Source organism: Pseudoalteromonas peptidolytica, assembly GCF_012641745.1.
GTDB lineage: Bacteria > Pseudomonadota > Gammaproteobacteria > Enterobacterales > Alteromonadaceae > Pseudoalteromonas > Pseudoalteromonas peptidolytica.
Window position 1 is genome coordinate 73,600 of the sequence record NZ_WEHZ01000007.1, and the last position, 15,430, is coordinate 89,029.

The following is a 15,430-nucleotide window of genomic DNA, read 5'->3' on the forward strand; positions in this document are numbered from 1 at the left end:
TAAAGCAAGGTAACGCCAAATAGCTAGCCATTGACGTTACATTGAATCACTGTTGAATATGTTAAAAGTTATCCTTCCACTTTCTCAAAGCAGCAAAGTGAGCTTCGGGTGTGCTGTCATTGCTGATAAACTCTATAGGTGTATATGTAAGAATGTCAGCTTTAGCCGCGCGTGCAAATGGATTTATGGCTTTTTGCTGACCAATGGTAGTCGGGATAGTGCTTCTACCACCTTGGCGCAGTTTTTGCGCTTGTTGATGATACTCAGTGAGTGCGAGGTTATTTGGATCAACGGCGTGGGCAAATGCTAAGTTAGCTAGTGTGTACTCATGTGTGCAGTAAACTTGGCATGAGTTAGGGAGAGAGAGGAGTTTATTAAATGAGTGCCACATTTGCTCAGGCGTCCCTTCAAATAACCGGCCACACCCTGCGTTAAACAGAGTGTCTCCAGTGAAGGCGACCTCGTTATTAACATAACAAATATGATCTAACGTATGTCCCGGTGTGGCGATAACTTTTAGGGTAATACCAGCTAGGGTAATGGTATCGTGCTCTACGAGTGGACGCGTGATCCCCTGATACTTGCCGTTTTTTGGCCCATAAACGGGAAGATGTGGAAAACTCGTGAGCAGTGGTGCGATGCCATCAGTATGATCCCAATGGTGGTGAGTAACCAAGATGCCTTCAAGGGTAAGGTTTTGTTGATTTAAGTAATCTAAAACAGGTTTTTCGTCACCGGGGTCGACGACCCAGCAGCTTGAGCTGGTAGGGTCTTTTATCACCCAAATATAATTATCATCAAATGCTTTGATTGCATCGACTTGCACCATAACGCAATGCTCTATAAAGTGATTAATAACATCAGTATAACGAGCTTAGTAAATGAAACCAGCGTTAAGTTTTTTACAAGGACCTAAACCGGATGAGTGGCATGACTTCCCTCACGGTGATTACTTAAAAGTAGGGATCCAAAAACGGCTGGATGAATGGTTGCCTAGAATGTTCGGCTATCACATGCTAAAGCTGGGGTGTTTAAGTGGTCAAATGGATACCTCTGCAAGTCCCATTAAACATCAAGTTTGTGTTGCGCCGCAAGGTAAGCATGTAGGGGTCTTTGCCGAAATTGATGAGCTACCATTTTATGAGAATTCGGTAGATGCGTGTATTTTGAGTCAATGTTTAGAGTATCACTCCGACCCACATCATATTCTACGAGAAGCCCATCGGACATTAATTCCTGGTGGCTATATTGTTATCTCAGGCTTTAACCCATTCAGTCTTTGTGGCGTAGCGCAAATGTTGCCCTTCAGCAAAGAGAAGCTGCCCTGGTCAGGACGCTTTTTTACGCCATCAAGAGTAAAAGACTGGCTAGATTTACTTGGTTTTGAAATCGTTGCTGATGAGCGCTTTATTCATGCTTCGTTGGCACGTGGGTCGAGATTATCTCGTTTTGCCCCTTGGCGGCGATTTTGTCGACATTACTTAAAGCCGATGGGTAGTGTGTATATGCTGGTGGCCAGAAAGCGAGTAATGCCTCTGACACCCATTAAACCTAAGTGGCACGTCAAACCTAAGTGGACACCAGCAGTCAAAGGGGCTGGACTTAGACAAACTTGTCAAGATAAAGAGTAGCTTTGTGACTCAAGTTAATTATTAATGGAGCAGGTACAGGGAACACTGCTCCTGAGGGCGTATCAAATACTGGCTTCGTAGCCCTCATCTACAAGTAGATTAGAACCTGATGCAGCCTCTCGCGCTAAGTCATCAACCCGTTCATTGTACTTGTTTCCTGCGTGACCTTTTACCCAGCGCCACTGGATTGTGTGGCGGCTAGTTGCAGCATCTAACCGCTGCCATAAATCTACATTTTTAACCGGTTGCTTCGCCGCGGTTTTCCAATTGCGTTTTTTCCAGTTTTCTAGCCACGACTCTATGCCTTGCTTCACATACTGACTATCCGTATACAAGGTAATTTCACATGGGCGCTTTAGTGTTTCAAGTGCAACAATAGCGGCGAGCATCTCCATGCGATTATTGGTGGTGAGTTTATACCCTTCACTCATTTCTTTTTCATGCCCTTGATAGGAAAGGTAAATACCATAACCTCCAGGACCTGGGTTGCCTAAACATGAGCCATCGGTATAAATCTCTACGGTTTTTTGCACTGAATTGCCTATTTTTATGTAAAATGTGCGAATAGGGTAAAATAATAGCAAAGTTAAGCGAGCAACGATATGCACACTCGGCAAATAGTACTGGATACAGAAACCACAGGTATTGATCCGAAAGCAGGACATAGGATCATTGAAATAGGTTGTGTTGAGCTGGTTAATCGCAGACTAACAGGTAATAATTTCCACGTTTATATTAACCCCCAACGTGACATTGAAGAAGAAGCCATTGACGTTCACGGTATTACCAATGAGTTTTTACGTGGCAAGCCATTTTTTCATCAAGTTGCTCAAGAGTTTTTTGACTATATTAAAGGGGCACAGCTTGTTATTCATAACGCACCGTTCGACGTCGGCTTTATGGATCACGAGTTTGCTAAACTAAACCAAGGTTTTCCGGCAACCCATGAATATTGCCAAGTGCTAGATACTCTCGTAATGGCACGAGATCTTCACCCAGGCCAGAAAAATAGCCTCGATGCACTTTGCCGACGCTACGATATCGATAACTCAAAGCGTACGCTACACGGCGCTTTGCTGGATTCCGAGATTTTAGCAGATGTTTACCTGTCGATGACGGGAGGACAAAAAAAGCTGAATTTGGCAAACCAGAACAAAGGTAACCAAGCTAATTCAGCTGGAAGTATTATTCGATTGGATAGTAATCGTCCTGCGCTTAAAGTTTTACGCGCCTCTGCCGATGAAGAGTTAGCGCATTCAGAACGCTTGGAGCTGGTCAATAAAGCTTGCGGGCAAAGTCTGTGGCAACAATAGCGATAGAGATACAGTCAACTTTTCCACCAAAGTGATATTAAGGTTAATGCATGGTTTTACATCGGCTTTTTTTGGTGCTTATTTTGTTTGTCAGTATGGTGGTGAGTGCGCAAACACCGCAAATTACCATGCTACAGCGAGATGGCAAGGCAAATGAAATTCCGCTGCTAGATAACCGTTTTCGAATTGACCATAACATTGAAGAAATAACACTGCTATTTTTTCGAGCTCCTGGTACGCCTGCTGTTGTATTGGTAAAACCAGATGGTAGCAAATACTATGCAACAAGCTCGTTGGATAACGACGCTTTACAGTGGTATGACGAAGTTAGCTATGATCTTATCATCTTAAAAAAACCCACACCGGGCCCTTGGCAAGTGATTGGGCAAATTCAAAAAAACAGTCGGATCATGGTACTTGGAGATATTGAGCTTGAGGTAGAGGCGTTACCGCCACTTCTTTTTCGTGGTGAAGTACTAAAGGTAACAGGGCGTGTTACCAATGACGACAAGCCAATTGAAGTTGGCTATTTTCGGGATGTCGTTACATTATATGTTGAGTTTTCTAGCACCAATAATGATGAATATGCAAACTTTGGTGCAGGTACACAAAGCGTAACGGATTTTAAAGATGATGGTCGAGAGTTCGACGAAAGACCACTAGACGGTATTTTTACTGGGGAGTTTAAACTTAACTTTCCGGCAGGCGAGTGGCAACCTGAGTTTTTTATAGAAACTCCCATTCTCAAACGTAGAGTCATCAAACCCCCAATTATAATTGCAGAGCCACCATTTAATTTTGAACTGATGTTAGCGGGAGAGAATGAGTTTGAACATGGCCTCACCATCTCTATTGATGAGTCGGTGGTGAAGCCAGAAACAATCATTTTGCAAGGTAAGATTTTTTACCCTAACGGTGAAGAGCAGATGTTCACTTTAGACAAACAAGAACGTCTGTATCGCCAGCTTGCAATAAAAAACTATGATTGGGGACGATATAGCGTTGAGATTTCAGCATTTGGAGAAAACATCAATGGTCGTGAGTTTATGGCGACATTACCGAGCTATAATTTTGAAATAGAAAGACCGATAGAAAAGGTGCCAGAATTAGAAGCGCCGCAATTACCGCAAACAGCACTGCCTGAGCCTGAGCCAGAACCAACAATCAGTACAGGCTTATTAATTAGCATTATTGTGGCAGGTAACCTTGTGGTTTTACTCATTGGTTGGCTTGCGATCCGAGTTTTTGTTCAGAAAAAACCAATAAAGATTAAATTACCCGCACTAAAGAACCCTTTTAAGAAAACAGAAGAAGTGATTGATCTGAATGATTTGGGGGAAGATGAAAATAACACAACTGCAAATGGTTCAAAAAATGATAAATCAGGTGATATTTTGAACCTTTCGATGAAAGATAACTAAAAAACACGGTTTTTTTTCAAAAAACGGTTGACTCATGAGGGGGTCATTCGTATTATTCACGCCGCTGTCAGGGAGCACACCTTACAGCAAACACTGCAAGAATATGACGCGGAGTGGTAGTTCAGTTGGTTAGAATACCGGCCTGTCACGCCGGGGGTCGCGGGTTCGAGTCCCGTCCACTCCGCCAAATTTCTTCGTAGTATCAATAAGTCGCGCTGGAGTGGTAGTTCAGTTGGTTAGAATACCGGCCTGTCACGCCGGGGGTCGCGGGTTCGAGTCCCGTCCACTCCGCCAATACTTATTACAAACGTGCATTTGCTTCTTATGGAGTGGTAGTTCAGTTGGTTAGAATACCGGCCTGTCACGCCGGGGGTCGCGGGTTCGAGTCCCGTCCACTCCGCCAACACTTCGAAGCAAAAAATGCGAATACTCAGTGGAGTGGTAGTTCAGTTGGTTAGAATACCGGCCTGTCACGCCGGGGGTCGCGGGTTCGAGTCCCGTCCACTCCGCCAATGTATCGCATAACTATATTCAAGCTTTATGACAGCTTGTTTACTCGCTGGAGTGGTAGTTCAGTTGGTTAGAATACCGGCCTGTCACGCCGGGGGTCGCGGGTTCGAGTCCCGTCCACTCCGCCAACACCAAAACGAGTAAAATAATGTCATTAAGATATCTCTGCGGAGTGGTAGTTCAGTTGGTTAGAATACCGGCCTGTCACGCCGGGGGTCGCGGGTTCGAGTCCCGTCCACTCCGCCATTAAGATATCTTGCAAATCTATCACTGCGGAGTGGTAGTTCAGTTGGTTAGAATACCGGCCTGTCACGCCGGGGGTCGCGGGTTCGAGTCCCGTCCACTCCGCCAGTTTGCATTGTTTCCTCTAAGCAAACTTAATTATTCAAAGTAAAAGTCCCTTCTTATTGAATCTATTCACAACCTAAATAAAAGCTCACCGTATACTAAAATCTATTTTTACGCCTTGTCTGTATGATGTCAAAAGGTGGTATATACCAATTTTTCTTAATACATTGCTCAATGTGAAGATATAAATCCAAGCCTAACAGTGCTAAAAATTTCTTATTTAGAACAAGTAAGTAGCAAACCTTTTGCTTCAACATAGTTCATGTTTCTAAACAAACTAACATAATACCAATTAGACTTAATACTTGCTCAATTTGAAGGAGTAAATCTGACGCTAACAGCGTTAAAAATTTCTTATTTAGAACAACTAAATAGCAAAATTTTTGCCTCGTTATCGACAAGATTTTCTCGCCTCAAAATAGACCACTTAATTAAGCAAATTGGTATAAGTTTTTGGCTGACCCCATATTCACTCCTATGCTTTTGAGCGAGGCTCTATCTCGATTTTTTATGATCTACTTGCGATCCTTACAGATTTAAATATACTGTATATATAAACAGTGTTGGTGGGTTATGGCTAATTATCTAGAGCTTCTTGAGCGTAAAAATTTGCTTTGGCGCGGACGTGGTCGAGTATGTAAGCCTGAAGCGGTAAGTACCGGGTTTACCTTGCTTGATAGTGTTTTGCAAGGAGGTTGGCCTAAGCATGGTGTGATAGATATTCAAACAGCTGTTGGTATAGGGGAGCTACGTCTAATACTGCCTCATTTTACACAAGAAAAGCGCTTAAAGGTGTTAATTAATCCACCGGGTCGAGTGCAGGCTGCTGCAATTAATTACTTATCACTAGACTTAAGTGAGTTTGTAATATTGCAGCCAAAAAGCGATAGCGAAGCATTATGGGCTGCTGAGCAATGTTTAAAAAGTGGAGCATCGAGTGCTGTAGTACTTTGGCAGGATGCGCTTTCTATCGCTGTGGTGAAGCGTTTGCAGTTAGCTGCGCAATCTGGCGATAGTCGGTTATTTGTTTTACATCAAGGGCAATACATGAGTACCTTGCCTTTTTCTCTTTCTTTGGTACTAGAGGCAAAGCCCTGTGCCTTACAGGTGTCGATAAAAAAGCAAAGAGGGTCTTTTTCCCAGCATGCCATTAAGCTGCGTAATACAAACTACTGGCCGGAACTTGAAAAGCAAACCTTACCGAATATAGATGAGAGTATCACCATGCCTTGTGGATATGATCAGCGGTTAACGAGCTAATTATGTGGATATATCTTTATTTTCCAATGCTGCAGCTGGAGGGAATAAGTAAGCAAGCAACTACAACTGATTTTATCTCGTCTGTTGTTATCATTGATGGGCGCAAGAATCAGGTAGTGCAATTAAACTCTGTTGCAGAGCAAAAAGGCATAAAAATTGGCATGGGATTAGGTACGGCCTGCGCATTATGTATGCAGCTTCATGTTTTAGCATATGATAGCCAGCTAGAGCGTCAACAGTTGCTTGAAATTGCAGATGCACTGTACCAAGTTAGCGCTGATTTGGTGATAGAGTCACCTAATGGTATTGCGCTTAAAGTGGATGGCATGTTGTCTTTACACAAAGATTTGAGCTGCTATTGGCTCGTGATTACCGAGCAACTACGCCAATTAGAGGTCAGCTATCACTATGGTGTTGGCGTATCAATAACCATGGCTAAGCTATTAGCGCGGAGCCACAACGATACTTTGCAATTAACCGCCTCACAAACTCGTTATGCGTTGAGTAAAGTGACGTTGCAGCACACGACTCTTGCAGAAAAAGTGATAGATAAGCTGATACGCACAGGCGTGAAAACGGTAGCGCAGCTGGAACAGTTTACGCTGTCTGAATTAGCAAAACGGTTTGATACTGAGCTGGTGCATTATGTTGGTTGCTTATTTGGTAAGCTAAGAGAAACTCCCACTTTTTATCATCCTCCTGAGGTATTCGAGTTAACAGCCCCTTTACTATATGAAGTGGAAGTGGTTGCGTGGCTAGATAAGCCAATAGGGTATCTATTATCACGTTTATCGATGTTTTTACAAAAACGCAGTCTAGTGACCAGAGCCGTCAACTTTACATTTGTGCTGAGAGACAAAAACGCTTTGGAGGTCACGTTACACAGTGCTGAGCCCGAATATCGAATATCATATTGGCGACGACTGCTAGATCTAAAACTGGAGTCTATTACGCTCGAGGCCCCAGTACAAAGCGTATCGTTAAAAGTCGATGAACTAGAAACACAACATGCTACGGTGCAGGATTTATTTTCAGCCCAACAAAGTGCGATATCCCAGCAGGGGTTATTATCTATCTTATGTACAAAACTTGGTGATCAAGCTGTGCAGCACCTAAAATTAACGGGAGATCCTCGCCCCGAGAAAGCCAGTACGTATAGTCGTACACCTGATATTAGCAATATTCAAACTCCACCAAGGCCGACTATTTTGTTGTCTGAGCCACGGCCTTTATGTGAAAAAGTCAGAGTCATCTCAGGCCCTGAGCGAATAGTATCCGGATGGTGGGATGGTGAGCCAGTTCAACGTGATTATTTTATTGTGCAAAACCAACAAGACCAGCATTTATGGGTATTTCGCGAGCACAGTAATCAATGGTATATCCATGGGGTGTTTAGTTAATGTCGTATGCAGAGCTATTTTGCCAGAGTAATTTTTCGTTTTTAACCGGAGCTTCACGACCAGAAGAGCTGGTAAAACAAGCGGACTTTTTAGGTTACAGTGCTATTGCTATTACCGATGAGTGTTCATTAGCGGGTATTGTTCGTGCTCACGCCTATATACAAGAGCATAAGCTCAAGATAAAGCTTATTATAGGGAGCTTATTAAAATACCAGAACATTAAGTTTGTTGCGATTTGTCCAAATCAACTTGCTTATTCTGAACTATGTAGAGTGATTAGCAACGCTCGTAGACGCAGTGAAAAGGGCGCTTATCAACTGAGTGAATGGGATATTATGTCCCTTAAACATGTTTTACTATTGTGGCTACCACAGGGCAATATCCAAGATACTCAATCAGTACAGTGGCTTTGTAAATATCATCACGACAGAGTATGGATTGCTTATCAGCGCAAATTAGCTGTAGAAGACGACCGTTATTTTGCGCATTGTATCAAACTTGCAAAAGCCTATCATATACCTCTATGTGCAGTTGGTGGGGTATTAATGCACTGTCCATCCAGACTGGCGCTACAGCATACGCTCACCGCTATCCGCTTGAATCGTGTGATCAGTGATATTCCAGAGTTTATGATCAGCAATGCTGAGTTTGCGCTTAGGCCTATTCCCAAGCTCAAAAAGCTATATGCACTTAGCTTACTTGAAGAGAGTGAGCATATTGCTAGGCAATGTGATTTTAATTTAGCCAATTTAGCGTATCAATATCCTCAAGAGCTTGTGCCTCAAGGATTAACACCTATGGCTTACTTACGTTCACTGGTTGAAAAAGGTAAAAAAACTCGTTTTCCAGATGGTGTGCCGCCAGAAATTGCCGCGACAATAGAAAAAGAGTTGGCACTAATTGAAGCGCTAGACTATCCATTTTTCTTTATTACTATTCACGATATTGTGATGTATGCCAAGCAACATGACATCCTGTATCAAGGACGCGGATCAGCGGCAAATTCTGTCGTTTGTTATTGTTTGGAAATTACCGCAGTCGATCCTAGACAAGTGGGCGTGCTATTTGAACGTTTCATCAGTAAAGAGCGCAATGAGCCGCCGGATATTGATGTGGACTTTGAACATCAACGCCGCGAAGAAGTTATTCAGTATATTTACAATAAGTATGGCCGCAAACGGGCTGCGCTTGCTGCAACGGTGATCACATATCGTTTAAAAAGTGCAATGCGTGATGTCGGTAAGGCTCTAGGCATTGAGATGGCGCAAATAGAGTACTTTATTAAGCACTTGAATAGGCGTGATAAAGGACTTAATTGGCAAGCGCAGTTGGTTGAGCTTGGTTTTGAACCAAGTTCGCTAAAGGGACAGCATTTTATTCAACTTGTAAATGAAATTATTGGTTTTCCAAGGCACTTATCACAGCATGTTGGTGGCTTTGTGATCTCACAAAGCCCGCTGCATGAGCTAGTTCCCACAGAAAATGCAGCCATGCCCGAGCGCACGATTATTCAATGGGATAAAGATGACTTAGAAACACTAAAGCTGCTTAAAGTGGATGTACTTGCGTTGGGAATGTTAAGCGCAATACGCAAGTGCTTTGGTTATATAGCTCAACATACAGATAAAAGCTTGGATTTAGCCCAATTAACGCGTATGCAAGACGACCCTTTGGTTTACAAAATGCTGCAAAAAGGCGATAGCATTGGGGTATTTCAAGTGGAGTCACGCGCTCAAATGAGTATGCTACCAAGGCTCAAGCCTGCTTGCTATTATGATTTGGTGATTCAAATTGCAATCGTACGGCCAGGGCCTATTCAAGGTGATATGGTTCATCCATTTTTAAAGCGCCGAGAGGGAGAAGAACAGGTAAGCTATCCATCTGAAGCGGTTAAATCGGTATTAGAGAGGACCATGGGGGTTCCCATCTTCCAAGAACAAGTGATAAAACTAGCTATGGTTGCAGCTGGATTCACGGGAGGAGAAGCAGATAGCCTACGCCGAGCCATGGCGTCATGGAAAAAAACCGGAGAGCTGATGCAGTTTAAAGAAAAGCTCATTCGAGGCATGTTGGAGCGGGGCTATGAAGCACAGTTTGCTGAGCGTATTTTTGAGCAGATCTGTGGCTTTGGTGAATATGGTTTTCCTGAAAGCCACTCAGCCTCTTTTGCTGTGCTGGCTTATGCCTCTGCATGGTTGAAATACTATTACCCAGCTATGTTTTATACTGCGTTACTTAATAGCTTACCAATGGGGTTTTATTCGGCTTCACAGCTGTTGCAAGATGCCGCTAGACATAATGTGACTATTCTACCTATCTGTATAAACCACTCAGACTATCATCACCTAGTTGTGAAAGCAGATAACACAAACACTTTTGCTATTCGGTTAGGACTCAGGCTAATAAAGGGCTTAAGTGAGACTGAGGCGCAGCATATCACACAACAAAGACCTGACAGCGGGTTTCATCGGATCGCACAGTTACAACAAGTTGGTATTGCGAAAAGCACGATTAAAAAGTTGATTTCAGCAGATGCTTTACATCGCTTTGTTGATAGTCGCTATGCCGGGAGGTGGTCTTTGGCAGATCAAAGTAGGGCTTTGCCACTATTTGTTGAACTTGAAGAATCTGCACCCCAATATAATCACTTTCAAACCAGTGAGTTTGAGGAGCTTCGAGAAGATTACAATACCACTAAAGTTTCCCTACGAACCCATCCAGTTAAGCAACTTGAACAAGCTAAATTGATCAGTCGTACGGTGAAAGCAAATGAATTACTTTACCGCACACATAAGTCCTTAGTAACAGTGGTAGGTCTTGTCACTGGAAAGCAATCGCCTGGAACTGCAAAAGGAGTTACTTTTTTTACGTTGGAAGATGAAACGGGCAATATGAATGTAATTGTTTGGTCTGGCACAGCAAGAGCACAAAAACAGGCTTATATGGGAGCCCAACTACTAGAAGTAAAGGGCATACTGGAAAAAGAGGGGGAGGTTGTACATGTGATAGCAGGAAAGTTGATTGATAGAACTGAGTTACTAGAAGCGATGACTATTAAAGCACGCGCTTTTCGATAAGCATTTATTGTTTCAAAAATAAATGTTTTTTGGCTCCCCGCTGTTGGCGTTAGTTTTATTGAGATTACTGTTAATAATCAACTGCTGGTATTGCACCCATTTTTTGGAAGTGGCAATGAGCGTGGATGCAATTAATCTTATCGCTGAAAAGTTAAATGCCTCTTTTAAGATATAATTATTGCTATCCTTTAATCAATTTGATGGTTGCAGCAATAAAACCTTCTTGTTTGATTATTTGGTACTTTTGGCACGTGTCTGGTTTTTTCAAATCGTGGCATAGGTATAGTGTATTACGCTCAAGCGCGGGCTGAGGGTGTAAACTTGAATCAAATAGCACAGGATCTATCCCTGGTAGCCCTGGCCAATAAACACTGCTTGCAACAAGACCTAATTTTTCATAAGTAATTAACTTTGGCTTTGGAAAAACAATAAATAAAGCGAGTAACACACCAAGTATTATCCACTTTGCTTTGCGTTTTGGTTTTTCCTCATTTAGGCTACTTTGTTGATTTTGAAGTGCTGCTGCTTGTTGCGCTTTCAGTGCAGCTACCTGCTGCGGTGAGGTGCGATGGTTTTGTACCTTGCGCTTTATTGGTTTTTTGGTGCTGGGCTGTACTTGGCCTAAAAGCGATTGTTTTTTTGATGTTTTTGCCATGCTTTAAGTAGCCTTTTAGTTGCAGGTCTCTATAATGCTTCTATGCTAAATATAATAGCCTATTTTTACATTACAGCCTACGGGAAAGGACTATGGATCAAAGTATCTCTATTTTAATTGTTGATGATGTAGGGACAGTTCGCAGTTTTTTACATCAAACCTTGATGCACTTAGGCATTGACCATGTGCGTGAAGCCTCAACAGCAACACAGTGCGTAAAGTCATGTGAAGAGCAGCACTTTGATATTGTCTTCTTGGATATTGAGTTACCAGACGGTGATGGTAAAGAGTTAATTGCGACGCTTAACGAGATTAACCCGAATGTCAATGTGGTTATGGTATCCGCCCACTCAACGGTAGACAATGTAAAAGATGCTATTGAACGTGGCGCAAAAGGGTTTGTTGTAAAGCCATTCTCACCTAAGAAAATCGCAGCTATGTTGAAGAAGTTTTACCCAGATCTAGAATTGGTGTAGTGGTTATACCAAATTCATTCATTGACATAAACACATGTGAATTACAGATATAAAAAAACCGACTAAGCGTCGGTTTTTTCAATCCAGCAACAAATTAAAGTGCTTTAATCTTAGCAACTAAACGACTCTTATGACGAGCAGCTTTGTTTTTGTGGATTAGACCTTTAGTTGCGTAACGGTCTAGGATAGGCGCAGCAACAGCAAATGCTTGAGTTGCAGCTTCTTTATCACCAGCTTCAATTGCAGCGATTACTTTTTTGAAGTATGTACGCATCATTGAACGACGACTTGCGTTGTGCTTACGACGCTTTTCGCTAGTGATAGCGCGTTTTTTTGCAGACTTGATGTTAGCCAAGGTTTGCTCCTAACAATCTTAAAATAAGCTTAATTTAAAGGCCGAGGAATATGCCTGTTTTAATCGCAAAAGTCAATATAAATTAACAAGCGCGGCCTAATGTTCAACACCCAAGACTTGACTTGGGCTATTCTCAATTCTTAACCTGCAAGCAAAAGGCATTGTAAGGTAATGCTTTTTGTCTAACACAGGCAAGTAAACCCGTAATATCCCAAGTTGCACAAAAAATGAAAAGCCGTAGCTTTGCATGGTGCCTTGAAAATCTCAGGTTCGAACCAGAGTAAACAGTTTATATTCCACTAACGTGCAATAGGCTTACTTAGGTTAATGGCGCGTATTGTAGCAAAGCTGACCGAGCGCGCCTAGTGCTAAATGCACAACGACTGTGGCATAATTTGCTGCTAATCGCTGAATTTAGGAGTTAAGGTGATAAAAGGGTTATTTAAATCAGGTATGATTGTCAGCGCGATGACAATGATTTCGCGTGTGCTCGGTCTGGTGCGCGATGCTGTGGTAGCAAATTTACTGGGCGCAGGGTTGGCCGCCGATGTCTTTTTATTCGCCAACCGTATTCCTAACTTTTTACGTAGATTATTTGCTGAAGGAGCCTTTGCTCAAGCATTTGTCCCTGTATTATCAGAAATCAAAGAAAAACATGGCGACGATAAAGTACGGTTATTCGTTGCACAAGCCGCTGGTACCTTGGGAACCGTCTTACTGTGTGTCACTATCTTAGGCGTAATAGGCTCTCCTGTCATTGCTGCATTATTTGGCACAAGCTGGTTTATAGATTGGATGCAAGAGGGAGCCGATGCTGAAAAATTTGTCCTTGCAAGCGCGTTATTAAAACTTACATTTCCTTATCTATTTTTTGTTTCTTTGGTTGCACTAAGTGGCGCAGTATTAAATGTGTATAACCGCTTTGCGGCCGCGGCGTTTACTCCAGTTTTACTTAATATTACCATTATCGCTTGCGCTATTTTCCTTCATGATAAATTTGAGCAAGGCGCGTATGCACTGGCTTTAGGTGTATTTATTGGTGGTATTGTACAGCTACTTTTTCAACTCCCATTTTTGCTAAAGCTTGGTGTCTTAAGCCGTCCGCGGTTTGCTTGGCAAAGTCCTGAGGTGACAAAAGTGAGGACGTTAATGATACCTGCATTATTTGGCGTGTCGGTGAGTCAAATTAACTTATTATTAGACACTATGATTGCCTCGTTTTTAGTTACAGGCTCTATTGCATGGCTGTACTATTCGGACAGACTGATTGAGTTCCCACTTGGGCTGTTCGGTGTTGGTATTGCTACTGTTATTTTACCGGCACTTTCTAAGCTGCATGCGGGTGACAAAGGCTCCGACTTTCAAAAAACGCTTGATTGGGGAGTGCGTTTTGTGATCTTTTTGGGGTTGCCTGCCATGCTTGGTTTAATGGTTATAAGCCCACTTATCATCTCGGTTTTATTTGGTCACGGTGAGTTCGTATCGCAAGATGCAGACAACATTAATAAAGTTAGCATGGGGGTCGCAGCATATTCAGTTGGCTTACTTAGCTTTATGTTAATTAAGGTTTTAGCTCCAGGCTTTTATGCAAGGCAGGACATCAAAACACCGGTTCGTATTGGGATTATCGCAATGGCGCTCAATATGGTATTTAATCTGATGTTGGCACCATTTATTGGTTACCTTGGCTTAGCTCTTGCGACTTCTTTATCTGCATCTTGCAACGCGTTTTTGTTATATCGACATTTATCTCGTCAAGGGGTGTATAAGGTAAGTGGGTTCTCATTAACTTTTGCGGCAAAATGCTTGGTATCGGCGGTGGCTATGGCTATCTCGGTATATAGTTTGGCAATACAATTTGATTGGCTAGCATGGGGACTCATAGATCAAATTTTATTACTTTGTGGTTTATTAACGGTCGCGATAGTGAGCTATTTCAGTCTACTATTTATGCTAGGGGTAAGATTCAACACAATCCGTGATGCTTGATTCGCATTTTTAAGCAACTTGGGTATAATCGAGCTCTTTGATATTTGCTGCACAAAGGCACGGCACTATGCAACTAATCCGAGGGATCCATAATATTCGACCACATCACTTTGGTTGTGTGTTGACGATTGGAAACTTTGATGGGGTTCACCTGGGACATGTAGAAGTTTTGAAAGGGCTGATTAGCGATGCAAAACACTACCAACTACCAAGCACTGTGATGTTATTTGAACCACAACCTTTGGAGTTTTTTGCAAAAGATAAAGCGCCGGCAAGATTAACTCGACTGCGTGACAAACTCGTTTTATTGCAAGAATTGGGAATAGAACGGGTGATATGTGTGAACTTTAATCATAAGTTTGCATCACAAGATGCCGAGCAATTTATTAGGGATGTGTTGATAGCTAAGCTCGGTACTCGTGCCTTGACTATTGGCGACGACTTTCGTTTTGGCCGTGAACGAGCCGGAGATTTTTCGATGCTAAAGCGGGTGGGTGAACCACTTGGTATGCACGTTAAGGATACGGCAAGCTTTCGTAAACAAAACTGCCGAGTGAGTAGTACCTTAATCCGTAGCGCACTGGCACAGGGAGACTTAAACCAAGCACATGAAATGCTGGGTCATACTTACGCTATCTCTGGTCGTGTTATCCATGGGTGGAAAAAGGGTAGAGAGCTTGGGTTTCGTACTGCAAATATCGCCTTGAAACGCCAGGTCAGTCCCGTATGTGGGGTATATGCGGTAATTGCAACGGTAAATCAAAAAACACATTATGGTGTAGCTAATGTGGGTACTAAACCAACGTTAAATGGCACTAAAGCCCTCTTAGAGGTGCATCTATTTAATTTTAATGAGACCATCTACGGTCAATTTATGAAGGTGGAGCTGATTGAAAAGCTTCGCGATGAGCAAAAATTCGAAACATTGTCGCAACTAACAGAGCAAATCAGCCGAGATGTTAGTCATGCAAAACAGTGTTTTTCTTTAACGTAGC

General features: G+C 42.5%; 13 protein-coding genes, 7 tRNA genes and 1 pseudogene. 16 read left to right on the forward strand and 5 right to left on the reverse strand.

Going from position 1 to position 15,430, the window contains the following annotated elements; translation table 11 throughout:
* Window positions 1-61 precede the first annotated feature (61 nt).
* The gene (gene gloB / locus F9Y84_RS06385; RefSeq protein WP_147391317.1) at window positions 62-829 is read right to left on the reverse strand and encodes a hydroxyacylglutathione hydrolase; all 768 of its coding nucleotides are present in this window, start codon (window positions 827-829) and stop codon (window positions 62-64) included.
* A gap of 52 nt (window positions 830-881) precedes the next feature.
* On the opposite strand from gloB, the gene F9Y84_RS06390 reads away from it, so the two are divergent.
* A complete protein-coding gene (locus F9Y84_RS06390) occupies window positions 882-1,631 on the forward strand; it encodes a class I SAM-dependent methyltransferase (protein ID WP_125252325.1) in 750 nt (249 codons plus the stop codon).
* A 62-nt stretch (window positions 1,632-1,693) separates the two neighbouring features.
* Here F9Y84_RS06390 and rnhA read toward each other — a convergent pair whose 3' ends face one another.
* Entirely contained in the window at window positions 1,694-2,164 is a 471-nt protein-coding gene (rnhA, locus tag F9Y84_RS06395) for a ribonuclease HI (RefSeq protein WP_125252324.1), read from the reverse strand.
* 69 nt (window positions 2,165-2,233) lie between these two features.
* Here rnhA and dnaQ point away from each other — a divergent pair, with 69 nt between their 5' ends.
* The 12 genes from dnaQ (at window position 2,234) to F9Y84_RS06455 (ending at window position 10,960) form a co-directional block, all read left to right on the forward strand.
* Entirely contained in the window at window positions 2,234-2,944 is a 711-nt protein-coding gene (gene dnaQ / locus F9Y84_RS06400) for a DNA polymerase III subunit epsilon (RefSeq protein WP_147391318.1), read from the forward strand.
* A 50-nt stretch (window positions 2,945-2,994) separates the two neighbouring features.
* Window positions 2,995-4,365: a TIGR03503 family protein gene (locus F9Y84_RS06405; RefSeq protein WP_147391319.1), complete on the forward strand. Its 1,371-nt coding sequence runs from the start codon at window positions 2,995-2,997 to the stop codon at window positions 4,363-4,365.
* A gap of 110 nt (window positions 4,366-4,475) precedes the next feature.
* Window positions 4,476-4,552, forward strand: a tRNA-Asp gene (locus F9Y84_RS06410).
* Window positions 4,553-4,582: 30 nt separating this feature from the next.
* Window positions 4,583-4,659, forward strand: a tRNA-Asp gene (locus tag F9Y84_RS06415).
* Window positions 4,660-4,691: 32 nt separating this feature from the next.
* Window positions 4,692-4,768: transfer RNA gene (locus F9Y84_RS06420), tRNA-Asp, on the forward strand.
* A gap of 32 nt (window positions 4,769-4,800) precedes the next feature.
* Window positions 4,801-4,877, forward strand: a tRNA-Asp gene (locus tag F9Y84_RS06425).
* Window positions 4,878-4,926: 49 nt separating this feature from the next.
* Window positions 4,927-5,003 (forward strand) — tRNA-Asp (locus F9Y84_RS06430).
* Window positions 5,004-5,044: 41 nt separating this feature from the next.
* Window positions 5,045-5,121 (forward strand) — tRNA-Asp (locus F9Y84_RS06435).
* A gap of 28 nt (window positions 5,122-5,149) precedes the next feature.
* Window positions 5,150-5,226 (forward strand) — tRNA-Asp (locus F9Y84_RS06440).
* A 570-nt stretch (window positions 5,227-5,796) separates the two neighbouring features.
* The gene (imuA, locus tag F9Y84_RS06445) at window positions 5,797-6,483 is read left to right on the forward strand and encodes a translesion DNA synthesis-associated protein ImuA (protein WP_147388823.1); all 687 of its coding nucleotides are present in this window, start codon (window positions 5,797-5,799) and stop codon (window positions 6,481-6,483) included.
* Window positions 6,484-6,485: 2 nt separating this feature from the next.
* Entirely contained in the window at window positions 6,486-7,883 is a 1,398-nt protein-coding gene (locus F9Y84_RS06450; protein WP_147388824.1) for a Y-family DNA polymerase, read from the forward strand.
* Window positions 7,883-10,960: an error-prone DNA polymerase gene (locus tag F9Y84_RS06455; protein ID WP_147388825.1), complete on the forward strand. Its 3,078-nt coding sequence runs from the start codon at window positions 7,883-7,885 to the stop codon at window positions 10,958-10,960. The genes F9Y84_RS06450 and F9Y84_RS06455 overlap by 1 nt, the downstream gene beginning before the upstream one ends.
* A gap of 181 nt (window positions 10,961-11,141) precedes the next feature.
* Here the strand turns inward: F9Y84_RS06455 and F9Y84_RS06460 are convergent, their stop codons facing one another.
* A complete protein-coding gene (locus F9Y84_RS06460) occupies window positions 11,142-11,615 on the reverse strand; it encodes a hypothetical protein (RefSeq protein WP_147388826.1) in 474 nt (157 codons plus the stop codon).
* A 92-nt stretch (window positions 11,616-11,707) separates the two neighbouring features.
* Between F9Y84_RS06460 and F9Y84_RS06465 the strand changes: the two genes are divergently transcribed.
* Window positions 11,708-12,091, forward strand: a complete 384-nt coding sequence (locus tag F9Y84_RS06465) for a response regulator (RefSeq protein ID WP_125254259.1) — start codon at window positions 11,708-11,710, stop codon at window positions 12,089-12,091.
* Between the two features lie 18 nt (window positions 12,092-12,109).
* Here F9Y84_RS06465 and F9Y84_RS22615 read toward each other — a convergent pair.
* Together F9Y84_RS22615 and rpsT are read right to left on the reverse strand one after the other, a co-directional pair.
* Window positions 12,110-12,157: pseudogene (locus tag F9Y84_RS22615) on the reverse strand (DUF3789 domain-containing protein); the annotation flags it as partial.
* Window positions 12,158-12,185: 28 nt separating this feature from the next.
* Window positions 12,186-12,446, reverse strand: coding sequence for a 30S ribosomal protein S20 (gene rpsT, locus F9Y84_RS06470; protein WP_010370978.1), 261 nt, complete (start codon window positions 12,444-12,446; stop codon window positions 12,186-12,188).
* 426 nt (window positions 12,447-12,872) lie between these two features.
* Between rpsT and murJ the strand changes: the two genes are divergently transcribed.
* Window positions 12,873-14,435, forward strand: coding sequence for a murein biosynthesis integral membrane protein MurJ (gene murJ / locus F9Y84_RS06475; protein WP_280177899.1), 1,563 nt, complete (start codon window positions 12,873-12,875; stop codon window positions 14,433-14,435).
* A 67-nt stretch (window positions 14,436-14,502) separates the two neighbouring features.
* A complete protein-coding gene (gene ribF, locus F9Y84_RS06480) occupies window positions 14,503-15,429 on the forward strand; it encodes a bifunctional riboflavin kinase/FAD synthetase (protein ID WP_147388827.1) in 927 nt (308 codons plus the stop codon).
* The last annotated feature ends 1 nt before the right edge of the window (window position 15,430 follow it).

Excerpts from the sequence above, each read along its gene's own strand:
- gloB (WP_147391317.1), bottom strand. The coding sequence starts at position 829 with ATGGTGCAAGTCGATGCAATCAAAGCATTTGATGATAATTATATTTGG.
- F9Y84_RS06390 (WP_125252325.1), top strand. The coding sequence starts at position 882 with ATGAAACCAGCGTTAAGTTTTTTACAAGGACCTAAACCGGATGAGTGG.
- dnaQ (WP_147391318.1), top strand. The coding sequence starts at position 2,234 with ATGCACACTCGGCAAATAGTACTGGATACAGAAACCACAGGTATTGAT.
- F9Y84_RS06405 (WP_147391319.1), top strand. The coding sequence starts at position 2,995 with ATGGTTTTACATCGGCTTTTTTTGGTGCTTATTTTGTTTGTCAGTATG.
- imuA (WP_147388823.1), top strand. The coding sequence starts at position 5,797 with ATGGCTAATTATCTAGAGCTTCTTGAGCGTAAAAATTTGCTTTGGCGC.
- F9Y84_RS06450 (WP_147388824.1), top strand. The coding sequence starts at position 6,486 with ATGTGGATATATCTTTATTTTCCAATGCTGCAGCTGGAGGGAATAAGT.
- F9Y84_RS06455 (WP_147388825.1), top strand. The coding sequence starts at position 7,883 with ATGTCGTATGCAGAGCTATTTTGCCAGAGTAATTTTTCGTTTTTAACC.
- F9Y84_RS06460 (WP_147388826.1), bottom strand. The coding sequence starts at position 11,615 with ATGGCAAAAACATCAAAAAAACAATCGCTTTTAGGCCAAGTACAGCCC.
- F9Y84_RS06465 (WP_125254259.1), top strand. The coding sequence starts at position 11,708 with ATGGATCAAAGTATCTCTATTTTAATTGTTGATGATGTAGGGACAGTT.
- ribF (WP_147388827.1), top strand. The coding sequence starts at position 14,503 with ATGCAACTAATCCGAGGGATCCATAATATTCGACCACATCACTTTGGT.